General features: G+C 45.3%; 16 protein-coding genes. 5 read left to right on the top strand and 11 right to left on the bottom strand.

Features of this window, described 5'->3' with window-relative positions; genetic code table 11:
- Positions 1-11: 11 nt before the first annotated feature.
- The 6 genes from MHI48_RS06370 to MHI48_RS06345 all read right to left on the bottom strand — a co-directional run bounded on the left by MHI48_RS06370 (position 12) and on the right by MHI48_RS06345 (position 4,916).
- On the bottom strand, positions 12-647 hold the full coding sequence (locus MHI48_RS06370; RefSeq protein WP_405143455.1) for a VOC family protein: 636 nt from the start codon (positions 645-647) through the stop codon (positions 12-14).
- On the bottom strand, positions 644-1,102 hold the full coding sequence (locus MHI48_RS06365) for a VOC family protein (protein ID WP_405143453.1): 459 nt from the start codon (positions 1,100-1,102) through the stop codon (positions 644-646). The genes MHI48_RS06370 and MHI48_RS06365 overlap by 4 nt, the downstream gene beginning before the upstream one ends.
- A 47-nt stretch (positions 1,103-1,149) precedes the next feature.
- Entirely contained in the window at positions 1,150-1,725 is a 576-nt protein-coding gene (locus MHI48_RS06360) for an NADPH-dependent FMN reductase (RefSeq protein ID WP_076319051.1), read from the bottom strand.
- Between the two features lie 188 nt (positions 1,726-1,913).
- Entirely contained in the window at positions 1,914-2,648 is a 735-nt protein-coding gene (locus MHI48_RS06355; RefSeq protein WP_405143451.1) for a response regulator, read from the bottom strand.
- A gap of 18 nt (positions 2,649-2,666) precedes the next feature.
- Positions 2,667-4,391, bottom strand: a complete 1,725-nt coding sequence (locus MHI48_RS06350; protein WP_405143449.1) for a GAF domain-containing sensor histidine kinase — start codon at positions 4,389-4,391, stop codon at positions 2,667-2,669.
- A gap of 42 nt (positions 4,392-4,433) precedes the next feature.
- Positions 4,434-4,916, bottom strand: a complete 483-nt coding sequence (locus tag MHI48_RS06345) for an ArpU family phage packaging/lysis transcriptional regulator (RefSeq protein ID WP_253506193.1) — start codon at positions 4,914-4,916, stop codon at positions 4,434-4,436.
- 749 nt (positions 4,917-5,665) lie between these two features.
- Between MHI48_RS06345 and MHI48_RS06340 the strand changes: the two genes are divergently transcribed.
- From MHI48_RS06340 to MHI48_RS06330, 3 genes are all read left to right on the top strand, one after another.
- On the top strand, positions 5,666-6,109 hold the full coding sequence (locus tag MHI48_RS06340; RefSeq protein WP_082219000.1) for a helix-turn-helix domain-containing protein: 444 nt from the start codon (positions 5,666-5,668) through the stop codon (positions 6,107-6,109).
- A 42-nt stretch (positions 6,110-6,151) separates the two neighbouring features.
- Complete coding sequence (locus tag MHI48_RS06335) at positions 6,152-6,568, top strand: ImmA/IrrE family metallo-endopeptidase (protein WP_133386683.1); 417 nt, start codon at positions 6,152-6,154, stop codon at positions 6,566-6,568.
- Positions 6,569-6,743: 175 nt separating this feature from the next.
- A complete protein-coding gene (locus MHI48_RS06330) occupies positions 6,744-8,543 on the top strand; it encodes a 5'-nucleotidase C-terminal domain-containing protein (protein ID WP_405143446.1) in 1,800 nt (599 codons plus the stop codon).
- A gap of 596 nt (positions 8,544-9,139) precedes the next feature.
- Here MHI48_RS06330 and MHI48_RS06325 read toward each other — a convergent pair.
- Entirely contained in the window at positions 9,140-10,924 is a 1,785-nt protein-coding gene (locus MHI48_RS06325; protein WP_405144603.1) for a proline--tRNA ligase, read from the bottom strand.
- 369 nt (positions 10,925-11,293) lie between these two features.
- Positions 11,294-13,240, bottom strand: coding sequence for an FAD-dependent oxidoreductase (locus MHI48_RS06320; protein WP_405143444.1), 1,947 nt, complete (start codon positions 13,238-13,240; stop codon positions 11,294-11,296).
- Between the two features lie 436 nt (positions 13,241-13,676).
- Here MHI48_RS06320 and MHI48_RS06315 point away from each other — a divergent pair, with 436 nt between their 5' ends.
- Positions 13,677-14,348 carry an exonuclease domain-containing protein gene (locus MHI48_RS06315; RefSeq protein ID WP_405143442.1) on the top strand — a complete coding sequence of 224 codons (672 nt, stop codon included), beginning with the start codon at positions 13,677-13,679 and terminating at the stop codon, positions 14,346-14,348.
- A gap of 57 nt (positions 14,349-14,405) precedes the next feature.
- On the opposite strand, the gene MHI48_RS06310 is transcribed toward MHI48_RS06315, so the two are convergent.
- The 3 genes from MHI48_RS06310 to MHI48_RS06300 all read right to left on the bottom strand — a co-directional run bounded on the left by MHI48_RS06310 (position 14,406) and on the right by MHI48_RS06300 (position 16,608).
- Positions 14,406-15,377, bottom strand: a complete 972-nt coding sequence (locus MHI48_RS06310) for a WYL domain-containing protein (protein WP_340019498.1) — start codon at positions 15,375-15,377, stop codon at positions 14,406-14,408.
- A gap of 151 nt (positions 15,378-15,528) precedes the next feature.
- The gene (locus MHI48_RS06305) at positions 15,529-16,233 is read right to left on the bottom strand and encodes a hypothetical protein (RefSeq protein WP_405143439.1); all 705 of its coding nucleotides are present in this window, start codon (positions 16,231-16,233) and stop codon (positions 15,529-15,531) included.
- Positions 16,234-16,440: 207 nt separating this feature from the next.
- The gene (locus MHI48_RS06300; protein ID WP_200868507.1) at positions 16,441-16,608 is read right to left on the bottom strand and encodes a hypothetical protein; all 168 of its coding nucleotides are present in this window, start codon (positions 16,606-16,608) and stop codon (positions 16,441-16,443) included.
- A 332-nt stretch (positions 16,609-16,940) separates the two neighbouring features.
- Between MHI48_RS06300 and MHI48_RS06295 the strand changes: the two genes are divergently transcribed.
- Positions 16,941-17,396 (top strand): hypothetical protein, encoded by a 456-nt coding sequence (locus tag MHI48_RS06295; RefSeq protein ID WP_036611459.1) that lies wholly within the window; start codon positions 16,941-16,943, stop codon positions 17,394-17,396.
- The last annotated feature ends 7 nt before the right edge of the window (positions 17,397-17,403 follow it).

Raw genomic sequence — 17,403 nt, 5'->3', positions numbered from 1 at the left:
GAATACAAAGTTTAGCCAATTCGAAGCTTGCCCACGCCACGGATGGATACTTCCAGGGGATAGATCTTTGCTTTTTGCTTGGAGAAAAACCATGTTCGATCCTTCTTCACCACAATAAATAAACCATGTACATCTCCTACAGGAGCAAAGGTATCACTAACCTCACCCCATCGCGTGAGTCCAATCTGCTGAAGCTCATTCACCGTAGACAGAACATCCTCCGTCACCAGTCCAACTTCACACACCTGTAATATATCTTGAGTCGAGAAGTCATGGTCACTCTCGTTCTGAATACGATGATGAGCAATCAGCTCGATAATATTGCCTGCTGGATCTTCGAAATAGAGAGAATGAGAGTCCCAATTAGCAGAGTATGTCTCATCCTGATTTTCCTCCCTGCTTAAAACAACACGTGATGCAGCCCACTGCTTCGCTTCCTTGAACCGATTCGTCGGAATCGACCAGGCCACATGATAAAAGGGCTCACGATCTGTTTCACACGGTTTGAAAATCATCTTTGTCCTTCCAACCTGCAGGTTGAAGGCCTGATCCGTCGCATTGGACACCTCCATTCCCAACGTATCACGATAAAAATGCTTGAGGTCCTCCATCCGTGTTGTATATAACTGTAATTCTTCAATCATCATACGGTCTTCTCCTGCATCTCCTCCCACTGACTCCACGGCACCATGCCGAGTTCAGGCTTCGCTTCATCCGGGAGCATGGCGATGAATTCAAGCAAATGACCATCTGGATCCTTAAAATATACAGATACCGCAGGCATCCAGCCGAAGACGTACAGTTCACCGATATCATCATTCAGGAAGTTCTGTGTCTTGATCCCTTTGTTCTCCAAGTGAGCCACCGCGTGTTTCATATCCTCCAGAGATACATGAAAAGCAAAGTGCTGACGTTTCACCTCGGAAGATTCCTTTTGCCACAATCCCAGCATGGCATTGCCTTTTCCACCAATCCAGTAGAAGGAGTTCCCACGTTCTTTCTGCCCGTAGGCATGAGGTAAACCAAGGACCATTTCATAGAAATGATGGGATCTCTCCAGATCCGTCACGTTTAGATGTGTTTCAAATATGCCTGTAATCATAATGCTCAACCTCTTTTCCTTTTCCGATTTTTCATCTTCCTTGGTTCTCAACTCATGGTTGAATTCCGCGCATTCGTTAACGTCTGTGCCAGATTTAAAAACGATCCAATAACCCGCTGCACCCGGTCCTCTATATCCTGACTGCCTTCGTACTCTTCATATCCGTCAAATGTCGCTTCGAATCGTCTGCGCTGCGCACCACCAATGGATATCCACTCCTGGGCATTGATGCCATGCAGATTGCGAACAATCGCTTGCAGTTGTAAAAGCGAACTTACCCCCACCGCTCCGCCAGAGGAGCTGATGGACAGGACGGTCTTGCCGCTGAAATGAGCCTGACTCAGGTGATCCAGTGCATTTTTGAGCACACCGCTAATACTGCCGTGATACTCTGGTGTAGACAGGATGATCGCATCAGCCGCGAGCATACGTGTATTCAGGTCTGCCAGATGTTCATGATCCGCTTGTTTTTCATCTGGTGCGTAGAATGGGAGTGGTGTCTGATACAGATCAAACAGGCTGGCCTGATGTCCCTGACCGCGAATAATCTCCACAGCATACTCTCCCAGACGTGTACTGGTTGCATTGTTCCGATTGCTTCCTGCCAAAATAACAATATTCATTCATGTCACTCTCCTTGGTTTTTTAATAATTCAAACTCTCATGTTTCAACCGATCTGTTATTTCTACTCTTATCTTACCTTTCTTTTGCATCCAAATCGTCAGCAGATAGACTTAACTTGAAATACCAAAAAACTCAACCTTTAGGTTGAGTTTATACGACTTAAGTATGAACATATGTCGGAATTGGTCACACGACCCAGCCATTTCTTACGGCATGAAGAGCCGCTTGCGTCCGATCTGCTAGTCCCAGTTTGTCGAGCAGATGACTGACATGGGTTTTGACCGTTTTTTCGGTGATGACCAATTGAACTGCAATTTCCTTGTTGCTCAATCCTTGAGCAATCAGCCCCAAGACTTCTTGTTCACGGCGAGTGAGCATATCCAGTCCGCCAAGAGACGCTTCAGTTGATTTCCCCTTCTGCTTTGGCTCCTGATGTTGACTGTCTGCTGACTGATCTGTCGGTATATGCTGTGGTTGCTGTTCATTTATAGACCAATCGGATGAAGCCATCACATGCATCAATTGACCTGCTGCGGCAGGATGCAATTCCACCTGACCTGTATGCACATTGCGAATGGCTACAGCCAGATCCTCCGGTTCAATATCCTTGAGTAGATATCCTTTAACTCCTGCGCGAACAGCAGGAACGACATGATCCTGATCCGAAAACGAGGTGAGCACAATGATTCGCGTTGCTGGCAATAACGTGCGCAGCCTTCTGGCTGTTTCGATTCCGTCCATGACCGGCATATGCAGATCCATTAATACCACGTCAGGTTTTAACGCTTCCGCCTGAGCCAGTGCTTCCTGTCCGTTCGATGCTTCGCCCACAACCTTCATGTCTTGCTGTGTCGTCAAAAAAACGTGCAGCCCCCGTCTCACCATCGCATGATCATCTGCGAGCAAAATCGTAATCGGCATCTCTTCTTCCCCCTGACTTTATACAGATTCGAACGGAAGTGGAATGACTGCCGTTACTGTCGTTCCCTTGCGGGAAGAACTCACTATTTCTAAGTTGCCTCCGAGCGATTGAGCCCGTTCCTTCATAATGGACAGGCCAAGGGAGCTTCCAGACGACGCTTTTGGCCTGTTCGCACCACCTTTTCCCTGATCTGTGACAGTGAGCACCACTTCATGATTACTTAACTTGAGGGTGACCTCAGCAGAAGGAACATCCGCGTGTTTCCGTACATTATTCAGCGCTTCCTGTCCGATTCGCCACAATGCTTCTTCTATATTACGTGGTAAAGACCGCATTCCCGTCCGATTCGTCACCACTTGAAGCCCCTGGCTTGTGCCGTATTCCTGTAGTGCATGGAGCAGCCCTGCTTCCAGTCCCGCGGGACGGAGTTGCATAATCAATGCGCGCATTTCCTTGAGAGCCTCCTGAGACAAAGCCCGAATATCCTTCAACGCTTCCGTTGCCGGGAGCAACTGCTCGGCGCCGGATAACATACTTTCCGCGCCTTTAGCCGTTAACGATAGTGAAAATAAAATCTGATTAACCGAATCATGCAGATCGCGAGCCAACCGGTTTCTCTCTTCCATTCGTGCAAGTTCGCGGCGATTCTCCGTCAGCTTCAGACTCTCCCATGAGGCCGCAATATGTTCGGCCAATGCCTCCAGCACTTCACGGTCCGCCTGTGCAGGACCTGATGTTCCTATTCCGATCACCAGAATTCCCGTTTCTCCCGGCGTATGGTACGGAAGTGGAGCAGCAATTCCCGAGGCAATGGAATTCGTAGTCTGGTCAGGCTTGCACAGGGTAAATATCTCAGCGATCTCTGTCCCAGACAGAGATGTTACACGATGACTATTGATTACATGGTTAATGTGGCTCGTCACTTCGGAAGATAACGGAGTACCTGATAACGTTCGAACCGTATCATTTGCATAGGCTGCCTGCAAAACGAACATTCCGCTTTTCTGCTGAATGATTGTAGCAAAAGGCCAATCATAATGCTGCCCAAGCAGCTGTACAACTTTTAAACAAAAAGCCTCAGAATTGGTGCATTCGTTCACTGCAAGACCCAAGGCCGTGCTGAACTCCCCCAGCTTGGCATACAGATCAGCTCGTCGCTGCTCCGTGCGATACAATCTCATCCGCTCTACCGCACTACCAATCTGGTACGCCACGCCCTGTAACAGCGCCAGTTCACTGTCGCTGAAATGTTCCTTGGCTGGCGCAGCCACGTTGAGCAGGCCGAGCATCTTCTCACCTGACCTTAACGGGACGGTTGCATGGTGGGTAATATCATGGGTATCTCCCCATTGGAATTCCACCGCATCCTCCAGCCGTTTACAGTTAATGATGTTGACCGCATGATTGAGTTGACCGTCCTTAAAGCGGTTCACACACCAGCAGGTACCTGTTCGCATGGGCTCTTTATCTTCACGCAGTAATGCCGGGGGCAGATTGTAATCCGAAACACAGGTATAGTCTCCACGTTCATTAATCAGAAACATCCAGCCTGCCGTTAATCCGGTCAACTCCAGTAATTTGCCGACCACGGTATCCAGCATTAAGTTCAGATCATTGGACGTATTGAGCGTTTCCGCGATTGTCTTCAACGTGATCATTTCCTGCATTCCGACTTCTTCCGACATGGCAGACTTCTCTCCTTTGGCTGTACCAACTGTGGTTTGTTCAACTATTGTAACCAATCCACCTTGGATATTAAAGGATCAACTTCTTCAATCGCTCACTCAGCCCAGCTTCTGTCGCTCTTTGCGGGACACAGACAAAGGCTCCATATTAATCAGACCTCGATCTGACAGAGCCAGTGCCATTTTATAGAAAGCACGTGTACGAATCTTCGTATACGTATCCTTGCTGACAGGCGGATCAAACACATGGTTATACACTTTATAGTCAAACACATCATCGTCTTTCAAATATCGTTCACAGACGAGTACACGTTCCTTTTCACTCAGCCGGGATACAACAAAATCAATCGTATCGCAATATGCCTGACGCGCGCGCTGCAAGTCCACATTGTAGATTGCCGTTCTCGCCGTGGAATCCCCCGTCACATTGGTTGCACCGTGGAAACGCTCGGCGTAACTTGCCGTCACCATAACCTCTCGTTCTTCAAATGCAATGGTTTTATAGATTCGGTATTTTTCCAGCGCAGCTTCAACAGCTGTTTGCGTTTTGCGTCGGTCCAATTCGGGCAGCATCAATTCCATATTTATCTTCCTCCTTTAATGTTTTTACTCCATTCATATCTCTCACTCTATCGTTCACGTCATGTTGTTTTGCCATCATTCTTTGCACGATGGAAAAACGCTCTTATTCATAGAGTTGTCCAGTTTCCTAAATAAATAACGACATGTCTTCAATTTCCCGCTGTTGCCTTTTGGAATCACTCCAAATCGGTATAATCCGGGGAATTACCTTCTTCAATGAGTCATTTCTAAAATCCAACCTGTGTCGTTGTTACATTTTGTTCGTATAGTGTTCGTATTTCTATTTGAGGATACCACTTTCTGGAGATCGGAGTAAACCTTCATTTTGGTTCGTTTTGACGATAAAATAAAACCTTCGCTCTCATTTCCTATGCCTTTTGGCATAATTGTTTCATATCTCTTTACCTAATGGTATATATACGTTATAGTACTGTTTAATTAATGAACTTCCGTACAAGTCATTTGATTTTTAATATTAAGAAGCTCCCCTTCTCCTTAATGCCGCTAAGGTATATATCAAGCGCATACGTAGTGAAGGAGACGGAATCGATTCTGAAGAAGCAAAGCGTTCGCCTTTATCAACGGATTTCACCCTTTAGGAAAGGGAAACAGGAAATCCGGGGATAACAGCGATCAAAAGAACGATCCGAATCCGGAACGGCGCACCCGCAGAGGTTTAGGAGTTGTCGCATTCATCTTTCTTCTTAATATTAATTCAAGCACTTGTACGAATCGAAGGAGTTGGCATAATTGTGGAGCACGCTTTTGGTCCTTATATGAAACAACTGCGCGAGCAACAAGGATACAGCATCAATCAGCTCGCCGAAGCAGCCGGAATAAGCAACTCACAGATTTCACGTATTGAGAATGGGGTCCGGGGTGTGCCGAAACCAGCGACCATCCGCAAGATTTCAGATGCACTCTCGGTGCCCTATACAGAGATGATGAAGCAGGCTGGTTATATTGAACCTGGGAGTGCTGCTGAACTTCAGGACGTACCGGAATGGGCTACATACAAAGACCGTCGTGATTTCAAAAAGATGCTGGAGGACGATGATGATCTGATGTTTGACGGTATTCCACTCGATGAAGAGGACAAAAAACGAATCAAGGATGTGCTGACAGGTCTGTTCTGGGAAGCCAAACAGATGAACAAACGCAAAAAGACAGACGAATCGGACAATCGCCCATGAGGCATGACCCACTGAATTTAATGAGGCAGCAGGTGAGATCATATGGATGACATCGTAACAAAGCTGATTCGAAAACACCGGACCAACTGCCCGTTCAGCATTGCCCGCGCGGTTGGAATACAGATTCGTTTCACCAATTTGGGGAAGTCCACCAAGGGACTGTACTTTCGCAAGCTCCGGCGCAGGTTTATCGTCATACACAATGATTTGCCGCCGGAATGGCAACGGTTCGTGTGCGCCCATGAGCTTGGACACGACCGACTTCATAAAGGGATTAATCGATTCTTTCTGGAGGAACATTCCTATTTTGCTCCAGGCAAGCTGGAAAGACAGGCTAACCGTTTTGCCATTCAATTGCTAACCTCCGGAGTGATGCCTGAACCGGAAGAATCTTTGGAGAAATTTTGTTTACGTACCGGACTGCCGCGTGAAGCGCAGCATTTTTTTTACACACTTTAAGAACATACGTTCTTTTCAAAGATTATATTTTCCAACAGCAGATTTACATGTCACTTTCAGGTTACTTATTTTTACGTAATTCGCGAGATTTCCTAATAATAGTCTGTTAAAATACTATTTGAGCTGTGTAAACGCTCAAGTAGATTATTATTATTATGGGAGGTTTCGGATTCATATGAAAATCTGGAAGAATTACGTTTCACTTCTGCTAACGGTCTGTTTGCTGTTTGGCAGTGTAGGTATTGCCGCAGCTGCAACGGATACCACTCCGGGCACAGGTAAACACATTACCATTCTACATACGAATGATACGCATGCCCGTGCAGTTGAATCTTCACCTGCTATGGGTTTTGCCAAAGTAGCTGGAATCGCTGACAAATATCGTAGCGAAAACCCGAACACACTCTTGCTCGATGCTGGAGATGCTGTGCACGGTACAACATTTGCCACTCTCGTGAATGGTGAGAGCATCGTGAAAGTCATGAATGAAATGGGATACCAAGCCATCGTACCGGGTAACCACGAATTCAACTATGGTTCAGATCGCCTGATCGAACTGGCAGACATGATGAACTTCCCCATGCTGAGTGCCAATGTGAAGAAAAAAGACGGAACACGTCTCTTCGATCCTTACCTCATTAAAGAGGTGGATGGCGTGAAGATCGGTATCATTGCTCTTACTACACCAGAAACGATGTACAAAACAAATCCTAAAAATGTAGAAGGTCTTGATATTACAGACCCTACTGCGGAAGCTAAAGTTCTGGTAAACGAAATCCGCAGCAAAGTAGATGTTGTTGTTGTATTGGGACACCTTGGTCAAGATGCATCCAGCACGGATACTAGCTTTAAAGTTGTTAAAGAAGTCCCTGGCATCGACGTATTCATCGATGGTCACAGTCACACTGTACTGCAAGATGGCCTTGTATCCGATAATGGAACATTGATTGCAAGTGCAGGAGAATACACTAACTACGTAGGTGTCATCGATCTGTGGGTAGATGGTGGTAAAGTAACGAAGAAACAAGCAACATTGATTGATGAAACGGAAGCAAAAGACATCAAACCAAATGAGAAAGTCGCTACTCTCGTGAACTCCATTCAAAAAGAACAAGAACCTATTTTGAAAGAAGAAGTAGCCAATACAGCTATTCTGCTGGATGGTAAACGTGAACAGGTACGTGCAGGTGAAACTAACCTGGGTGACCTGCTTGCAGATGCCATTCGTGATGTCAGCAAAGCCGATATTGCACTGACTAACGGTGGTGGTATCCGTGCTTCCATCGAAAAAGGGATCGTAACCAAAGGTGATATCATCACAGTGCTTCCTTTTGGTAATCAAGTGGTAACCCTTGAAGTGAAAGGGTCCGATATTCTGGCAGCCCTTGAAGTCGGTGTAGCTTCCTACCCTGAACCAAGCGGTGGATTCCCGCAAGTATCTGGTATCAAGTTCAAAATCGATACTTCCGCTGCAGAAGGTAGCCGTGTACATTCCGTAACCGTGGGCGATAAAGCCCTTGATCCGGAAGCAACGTATACACTGGCAACGAATGATTTCACAGCTGTTGGTGGTGACGAATATACCATGTTTGCCAAATATCCAACTACGGGTATGTATGGCGCGCTGGACGAGGCATTGATCAATTACATGCAGAAGCTTGGCGCTGTAGACATCAAAACAGATGGTCGGATCAGTGAAGCGGTAAAACCTGCAGTAGAGCCGGAAACTCCGGCAACAGAAACACCAGTTCCAACCAAGCCAAAACCAGAAACACCAAAACCGGAAAAACCGTCTAAACCAACACCAAGTAAACCTGCTCCAGCCAAACTGCATGTTGTGAAATCCGGAGATTCCCTGTACTCTATCTCCAAACAATACGGCACAACTTGGCAGGCATTGCAAAAGCTGAACAATATCAAAAATCCACACTGGATTTATCCAGGTCAACAATTGAAATTGCCCGCAGCTTCTTAAGCTCAGCAAAGCAAAGTGCATATAGGCATGACCGCTTATAGTGCATCAGCATACCGATCTATCTTGGCATAACTAAAAGGGTGTCCCCAAAGCCAGATTACTGGTTAAGGGGACACCCTTTTGTATCTCCGTTCTTAAACATCAATCCATATCAGATACTTGAACATTTCCTGTGGACATATCCTGCTGATCCTGACAATCATCTGAGGCAAAAATAAATCCCAGCCTGGCCTTTACGGACCAACTTCATCATGCGCCTTCCACACCGAACTATATAAAAACTCTCCGGAATGACCGTGTTCATGCGGTTATTGTACTTTTATTTCGACATCTCTATCTTCTCAACATTGCATACTTGCACATAAATCCGCCTGCGTATGATCATCTTCAATCCTTAATCATAAAATCATTTGTATACTAAATACAACTATCCAAATATAGTTATTTCGTATGATATCATTCATAAAATCCTACCAAATTGCATGCCTATAGCCCTCTTTTTTATGCTCTCATTGGAATTTAAGCAATCAAAATCAGCTACCGCATCATATTCGGTACTATTATATGAACTCATATAATTAGCGATTTCCCTGAATTTAGGAAGTGAGCTGTTCCTTCACATAAAGCACAGCTTCCTGTGCAGTCAACCCGATTCGTTTCGATTCACCTGTTGCTGCAAGTGCGTGTGATCCCAGTTCGACCTGTCCTTCGGCTGCTCCTCGGCCAATAACGATCTGCACAGGCAATCCGATCAGCTCCGCATCCTTGAATTTCACACCCGGACGTTCATCCCGGTCATCAACCAATACAGTGAATCCGCCATCGATCAATTGTTGTTCCAGTTCAAGGGTAAGCTGGCGTTGCTGCTCATCCTTCCAACTTACTGTAATCAGATGCACATCATATGGCGCCACAGCAGCCGGCCAACGAATACCGTCATCTCCTGCATATTGTTCAGCTATAGCGGCCATCAGGCGGGATACGCCAATGCCGTAACACCCCATGACTGGCACACACTGGCGACCATTACGATCCAGGAATGAAGCGCCCATGGCATCACTATATTTCGTCCCCAATTTGAAAATATGGCCAACCTCAATACCTTTGGTAAACACAAGTGGTGATCCACATGTTGGACAAGCATCCCCTTCCGCAGCAAAGCGGATTCGTTCTACTCGCTCCAATGCAAAATCAACCCCTGGGCGTACACCGGAAACATGCACATCCACTTCATTGGCTCCTGTAATTGCACTCTTCATCACTGCCACGTCAGCGTCCACCACCATCGGCAGATTTAGTCCAATCGGACCCAGGAATCCTACCTTCAGATTTGGATGAGCCGCAATGGCTGCATCGTCTGCAAGGATCAGTTCCTCTGCCCCCAACACCTGCTTCAATGCGATGTCATTCAGTTCATGATCTCCACGCACAAGCGCAGCGATGAGCTGACCATCCGCCACATAAAGCAGCGTTTTGATCATATGTTCAGCACCTTTGCCCACAAAAGTGGTTAACTCTGCGATCGTACGAACGCCAGGTGTCGAGATACGTACTACGTTTTCCACTCCTGAATGTTGATCCGTTTGAAGCGCGGAGTCTGCACTCGCAGAGTCGGCTGGAACTTCCAAGCTTCCTTCTTTTTTCTCCATATCTCCAGAAGTCTGATAATCCGCTTTCTCCAGATTTGCAGCATATCCACAATGTTTGCAGGTTACAATTGTGTCCTCACCCACATCAGCAAGAGCCATGAACTCATGTGTTTCTCCTTGACCGCCAATGGTTCCTGCGTCCGCCTCAACACGGATATAGTCCAGACCACAACGCTCCAGAATGCGACTATACGCCGTGTTCATCGCCTGATAAGTCCGATCAAGCTCTTCCCAGTCCGAAGCAAAAGAGTACGCATCCTTCATGATGAACTCACGTCCACGCAGCAATCCAAATCGAGGACGGCGCTCATCCCGGAACTTGGTTCCGATCTGGTACAGGGTGAATGGCAGCTTACGATACGAGCTCACCTCGTCCCGCGCTAAAGCGGTTACGACTTCCTCATGTGTTGGTCCAAGAGCAAATTCCCGTGCATGACGATCCTTCAGACGCATCAATTCGGGACCATACTGTGTGTATCTTCCGGATTCTTCCCACAACTCCGCAGGCTGCATAATCGGCAGTAACACTTCCTGACATCCAGCACGATCCATCTCTTCACGAACGATCCGTTCAACATTTAACAATATACGCCGTCCAAGGGGCAGGTAACTGTATATCCCTGCTGCCAGTTGGCGAATCATGCCGGAACGCAGTAACCAGCGATGTCCCGCTGCATCTGCCTCCGCTGGCGCTTCACGTAATGTTGGGACAAGCATTTCACTTTGACGCATCATAACACACTCCTAATCTTCCTTTTTTGTTATCAAATACGGCGCATAAACAGCAAAAAGACACATCCGTCAAGGGACGAATGTGTCGTGGTACCACCCTTATTTAACTGCAAATTAATTCGTTCGCAACCTATGCGATCTGTAACATGCAGTCCTACGGGGCATAACGGGCCCTGCCGGCGGAGGTTGCAACCCTGTATGGGCATTCTCTTCCGCAGCTCGCGAGGTAGGAATTTATGAAACAGCTACAGGAACCTTGCACCACACTGTTCCCTCTCTGTTGAAGCTGGCTTGCACAATCATGTCCTCGTTATAACGCTGTTATCATTTTTGACCACATTAGTTCATTTACAAGTAATTGTCAACCAATTAGTCGAATACAACTCCAGAATAATACTCCACTACATCACGAATGAGCATAAACGCATCCCCATTTGTAAGATTGTTCTTGTCAGCAATGCCAGCAAGCGTGTCGGCACTTATAAAGTTTTGTGTTTGCAAATGAGCGAGTGCCTGTTCAAGTGAAGTTTCCGTTTCTGAAGATCCCATTGCCAGACATAACATATACGCAGCCTGATCCAACGTTAAAGGTAGGGTTACGGCATTCTCCATATTTGCTAGAGCTTGGTCGGCACTGCCTGTGTAGGCTTCTGGAAACATCGCTTGCATTCTTTTCAATTTACTTAAAAATCGTTCTGGATTCATTCCTTTATCCAGTTCCCAACCATCGTTATTATAATTGCCTGAAGTCATATACATACTCGCTGCAGCCAGCAATCCCTTGTAATCCTTATGCTCCATATAATCAGGCTGTTCGAAACGATGTACTTTCAGATCCATCCCCTGATTCTCCAGCATCTTACGTAGTTCAGATGCTCGCTCTTCGGAAGTTGAGAGTTCGCGGAAGGACTCCTTATGGATATATGCCAGCTTGACCGCCGCTCCTGCTGCTTCTCCCTCTGCCATTCCCAGTGGGACAACTCTTGCACTACCGTGTGGGATTGTATCAAAACTTGCTGCACGTCCAACGACGAGCAAACCATCAACCTTTAGCGGTACAAGCGAGCGAAAAGGTACACCATATTGAATCGGACTCAACATAATCGTGCCGGGATTTCCAACACTCGTGCTCTGAATATCAATATCGTATGAGCCGTATCCAATGGCATCCCAATGATCACGATTTTCCATGACATCAGCTAATGTTAATCGGTACTCGCCATAGATATGACGTGATTCTCTCACGTAAAGCTCGTCTGCTGTTCCAGCATATTTTAACCCTGCAAATTCATCATAATTTTTCTTCAGAAAATCAACAATTAGTGGGGCTTCTTTACGCCCGATTTCCAGACCTTTTTTCACAGATATCGGATCTAACGGATCTACCCCAAAGATTTGCATCGTATTAATCAAGATTGTATCATCATTTTGTCTTCCGATATTCAGACTTCGAATCTTAATATGTTGTGGATTGGAGGATTCATATTTTCTAGCATCACCGTACCCCCAAGCACTCATCTTATCAACCCCGGTTCCCTCTCTTTCCCTAAACTTTTGCCATACCTCATCAGTAACACCGCTTAACTTGAATACAAGCGTAGAGACCATTTTGGATTTACCATCTCCAATATCTTGTCTACCTATGGAGTATGGAACTCCTGCAGCGGCTGCAATATCCGCATCTTGCGTTGCATCAATGATGGAGCGGGTTGAAATCTGAACAGTTGTTCCATCTTCTTTAGTTATGCTCATACCCGTTATTGTCGTGTGATCTCCCGTAGATTGTTCAGTAAGAGGGACTAATTCCTTAACATTCATCAACAGGTCAATATTAGGTTCAGAACGAACCATCCGATAGAAAATGTTAGCCGCTGTGTTGGTATCAAATGAACTACCCTCGATCTGGTCAAACCATTCCTGGAAAATGCCTTTGTTCAAAAAGTCAGGCTGCCGCAAACTACTCAATAACTGCGGTTGTTCAGGGGAATAATTTAGATCCAGCGTATTAAGACCTCCCTCGGTCAACAATCCTCCCAACATGTTGCGATCTCTTGCTTCCACCAGCAATACACGCATCCCATTACGAGCAGCTGATAAGGCAGCAGTAATACCTTCCGGATCCGTTCCAGCTACAATAACGTTATAGGAATCTTTCAGGTTTAGTGTAGAGTGCACGTCCTCCAAAGGCTGCCATACATAATTATTATTAAATTTATAATTCTTGTTCCAAATATAGAATGCACCATATGCAGCGCTCATTAAAACAATAAACACACTGGCTATAATTGCTGTTATTTTCAATTTTCTACTAATCAAAGAAACAAACCTCCATATGTACTTTAAATTCAATAATACTAACTCGTGAAGTAATTTTCCTATGTTATACCAACAACCGACTAACTTTTTTCTCCTTTCCTACATGAGTATGCTATAAATAATAAAAAACTCCCCAACACTTCAAACGGTGTTAGGAAGTTTTGATAATAAGACGGAAAATTCTACTTTTATGTTGCCATAAATACAAACAAAACATAGGAAAGTCCCTAACTTTCCTCATTATAACGACCACTTTTGGCGAAGTAAAGACTTACCAAAACCGGAAATGCATTAGAAAGATCATTAAACACTCAGACTGTCCGTTCATCCTGACTACAATGAATTCTCTGGCGATGGCTGACATGGCAGCACGTTCCCTGTAATATAGAGAAATAGAAATCTATCACAGGTATTAATCGATAAAGGAGCTTGTCCTATGCCATATATCATATATGATCTTGAATTCACGGTAAGCCGCAATACTCGCTATTCTTCTGAAATTATTGATATCGGTGCCGTCAAAGTTACGGAAAGTGCAGATGGATTAGTCGTAACGGATACGTTCCATACGTATGTTCGTCCTTCCAATAAGTCTGTTCTGTCCACTGACACGATTCAGTTTACAGGTATCACCCAGAAAGATATTGATGCAGCCCCCCTTTTTCCGGCAGCACTGGATCAATTCATCGCCTGGATGGGAAGTGACCCCTATTACATGTGTTCCTGGGGACCCGATGACCGCAGCAAACTGATCTCTCATTGTCGCACCCATCAACTTGATGTGGCCTGGATCACCAATCATAACGATCTCCAGCAACAATGGTCCCGCACCGTTCGTAAAGAAGGCAAGTTCCGTCAACTCGGACTCGCTCAGGCTCTTGAAATCTGCGGAATTGAATTTGATGGTACCCAGCATCGTGCCTTGGATGATGCCATCAATACAGCCAAGGTGTTTATGCATCAATTTGACCGTTTCACTCTGGAAAACAACTGTGCAGCCGATGATGAGGGCATTACATCCAAGGTTGTTTATTCCAGCTCCACAGAAGATGAAGAAAAAGAATCTCCATTTGGCAATCTGGCAAGCCTTTTCAAAACCAAAGAGTAACCGTCCACAGCACAGTACTTAATCGTGTTTTGGCTTAGGATAGGTGGCATTCTAATCTCAACTTTTATTGTACATTTGTTGCCAATAGTTTAGACGTTCTTTCATCTTGATGCGGCAGATCTCCGGTTCGAGAATTTCCGCATCAGGTCCATATTTAGATATCCATACAAGAAATTCGTCAACATCACTTAATATGGCTTCAAATAACAGGCTACCTTCCGGTTCAATGGTTAGGATGGGTCGCATAAAAAATTGCTCCTGCATCACACGCTCCACAGCATGGGGTGCAAATCGAATTTTGAACGCAGTCCACTCCGTACTTCCCTCGTATGCCCAAGGAATGCGGAAGTGCGATTGCATCAGATAATCCTCTTTGCGAAACGTGCGTGGCAATATTCGTATCTTTTGCAGTCGGCTCACCTGAAATATTCGAAGTTTCTCCGACAGGTGACAATACCCTAACAGCTCAAATCTGTATTCACGAGGGATAAGACAGTAAGGATCTATACGTACGATCCCTTTTTTACCTTGAGACAGATACTCCCCTTCAATGGTGTTCTGTGAAATGCCAGCCTGAAGCAGGGTAATCATGGATTGATTCTGCGAATCGTTGTTTTCATTTTGCCATGCGGGCAATCCCGCTTTGAACAATCCACTAATTTGCTCCGACCATTCCACTCGTTCTGTTTTGTTTTTCTGACTCGCAGCAACCACTTTCTCATAAGCGCTCTCAAAAGCAGGTTTCAGCAAAGGACGAATATTCTCCATAACTTCAGCAAGATGCATGAAGGCTTGGGCTTCTTCATCAGACCAATTTAGCGGATACATGGCAAATTGGCTGATAAACATGTACCCTTGCCCGTGTCCCATATTGGCGATCGGGATATGCATTGCACTGAGGGCCTCCATGTCGCGGTATATCGTCCTTTCCGTCGTCTCGCATCGCTGGGCGAGCTCACGTGCCAGTATGCCTGGCTTCGCCTGCACCAGCGTTATAATGCGCATTAATCGGATTAGTCGGTCTGTCATTTTGCCGGACCCTCCACGATGTTGTTTCAATAAATTTGATACAACTCCATCCATTGTTTAATATGATATTGATACATACATTCGACCTTCTCCTAAACTTCACCTTCAAATATGTAGACTCTCTCTATACCGTTAACATCTGAAATCAACCCTATTCCCCTAATATCTTTTTTGCACGGTCATGATATCCTGTTGTAAACGTTATCTCATAGTGATAACGCAACTTTTCAACGATCTCGGCTTCCGCGTAATAGTCCAGATCTTGCTTCCGCGCAGCTTCAATTAACAAGGCATCAGCATGACGACGTAACATATTACTTCCCTCTTGAACCCGGCCTCTTTCGTAGGCGCGCAGGGCTTGTTTGATCAGGGGCACGGTTTCACTTAATTTGATCGTCTTCTCCACCTTGGGATCTTCCGGCTGTCGCAACATGCCCAGATGACTGGTGTACTGAATATACAACTGTTCTCTTCGTAACAATACACGTTGACTTTGCTTCAACTTCCTTGTGCTCCAGTAGGCTGAACATACGGCAGCTTTTCCTGATACACGGGGTCCCATGACGAATTCAAGCAAAATTTGTTTACTTTCTCCCTTGTACATATCCCCAAGCCTCAACAACCAGCCAATATCCGTTTCCTTGGAACGACATCCATAAATGCCTTTTAGCTGTACTCCATATTCCGGTTTGAGCAAAAGTTCCAAATCTCTTGATACAATTTTGGGTGCTATTTTCCTAAGTCTTTTGGCAGGGGCACCGTTACGCCACTCTACCATCATATATACGGGGTCGGCTCCCCCTGTCGGTATGGCCTCTTTATTCCACGAATAAGATACTTCAAAGACTGAGTTCACTGGTAGTCTCTCCCCCGATTTATGTGTATTATCTTCTAAGTTATCAGGGTGAATGGACACTATATTGTCACGGAACACATGTTCTCATTAAATTTTTCCAATATATTAGTTTTATATCCCTAAATCCGTCTCAATACGACAATAAACGACGAAAAAGCCTGGCACTAGGCCAAGCTTATCAATCACTTATCTATGACAAGTCCCAAATTAAACAGTAGGATGATCAATTCCCATTTTGTGTAAATATTGTACACCATCTACTTCGTTTACCGGTGCATAGGTGACACTGTCAATGACCAGCTTACGCCCTACTGGCTCTCCATTAACAGTGATCATAATCGTTTTGGTTGATGTGTTCTGATCTGCTGTATACATAATGTTTCTACTCCTTCATGTTCACGATCTTATATTCAATCGGATATATTGGTATCGTTCATTAAATTGCGCATTTGTGAATAGCATGCACCCGGAACTGAAGTAAAAGATCTGTAAAACGGTCCGGTGTGCTTGCCTATCGTTCTATTACCCCGCAGATTTGTAAGCTAAACAACCCCTGTGCCTAAATAATTTTATATATTTCGGGTAATAAAACGATATCATCTTGAACCCATCGTCCCGGTTTTGACGTATAATGTAAGAGCCGTATTTCAACAATAGACGACGAATTCGGCGATTGATCTATCTAACCGAAGAAAGAGGTGTTAACGATGCCAAAATCCATTCAGGGTTATTTCATTCGGGTGTTATTCACCACATGCATTCTATTTACCGTTTCGATCGCTTCGACAGTAAGTGCAGCCAGTGCCAATATTTTTACGGATATATACAGCGGATGGGAGCGAGTCTCCGAACTGCCCGGAGAAGTGAACGCTCTGCAGGAAAGTTATAAGCAAACGATGGAGCAATTAAATCAAACGTCTGCTCAGTTGGGACAAGCCCAGGCCAATGTCGAAGCATTTAAGACCCAGAACGAACAACTACTGGCTCAGAACCAGAAACTAACTGAAATGGTAAGTAAATTACAGGACGACCAGAATGCCAAAGCAGCTACCACCAAACGAATTCAGACGACGATCATCACTGTCGTTTCTCTCATATTGGGTTACTTTGTTCTGATTCGTGTGATGCGCTGGGGAATGCGTCGCCGTTCGGGCCGAGTATAAAAGAACA

This window comes from Paenibacillus sp. FSL H7-0942, assembly GCF_045040715.1.
Lineage (GTDB): Bacteria > Bacillota > Bacilli > Paenibacillales > Paenibacillaceae > Paenibacillus > Paenibacillus amylolyticus.
The sequence above is the reverse complement of the archived record's forward strand: the minus strand, read 5'-3'. Positions and strand labels throughout refer to the sequence as shown.

What these genes read in the sequence shown, in the direction of transcription:
- MHI48_RS06370 (WP_405143455.1), bottom strand. Translation starts at nt 647, where the DNA reads ATGATGATTGAAGAATTACAGTTATATACAACACGGATGGAGGACCTC.
- MHI48_RS06365 (WP_405143453.1), bottom strand. Translation starts at nt 1,102, where the DNA reads ATGATTACAGGCATATTTGAAACACATCTAAACGTGACGGATCTGGAG.
- MHI48_RS06360 (WP_076319051.1), bottom strand. Translation starts at nt 1,725, where the DNA reads ATGAATATTGTTATTTTGGCAGGAAGCAATCGGAACAATGCAACCAGT.
- MHI48_RS06355 (WP_405143451.1), bottom strand. Translation starts at nt 2,648, where the DNA reads ATGCCGATTACGATTTTGCTCGCAGATGATCATGCGATGGTGAGACGG.
- MHI48_RS06345 (WP_253506193.1), bottom strand. Translation starts at nt 4,916, where the DNA reads ATGGAATTGATGCTGCCCGAATTGGACCGACGCAAAACGCAAACAGCT.
- MHI48_RS06335 (WP_133386683.1), top strand. Translation starts at nt 6,152, where the DNA reads ATGGATGACATCGTAACAAAGCTGATTCGAAAACACCGGACCAACTGC.
- MHI48_RS06330 (WP_405143446.1), top strand. Translation starts at nt 6,744, where the DNA reads ATGAAAATCTGGAAGAATTACGTTTCACTTCTGCTAACGGTCTGTTTG.
- MHI48_RS06325 (WP_405144603.1), bottom strand. Translation starts at nt 10,924, where the DNA reads ATGCGTCAAAGTGAAATGCTTGTCCCAACATTACGTGAAGCGCCAGCG.
- MHI48_RS06315 (WP_405143442.1), top strand. Translation starts at nt 13,677, where the DNA reads ATGCCATATATCATATATGATCTTGAATTCACGGTAAGCCGCAATACT.
- MHI48_RS06310 (WP_340019498.1), bottom strand. Translation starts at nt 15,377, where the DNA reads ATGACAGACCGACTAATCCGATTAATGCGCATTATAACGCTGGTGCAG.
- MHI48_RS06300 (WP_200868507.1), bottom strand. Translation starts at nt 16,608, where the DNA reads ATGTATACAGCAGATCAGAACACATCAACCAAAACGATTATGATCACT.
- MHI48_RS06295 (WP_036611459.1), top strand. Translation starts at nt 16,941, where the DNA reads ATGCCAAAATCCATTCAGGGTTATTTCATTCGGGTGTTATTCACCACA.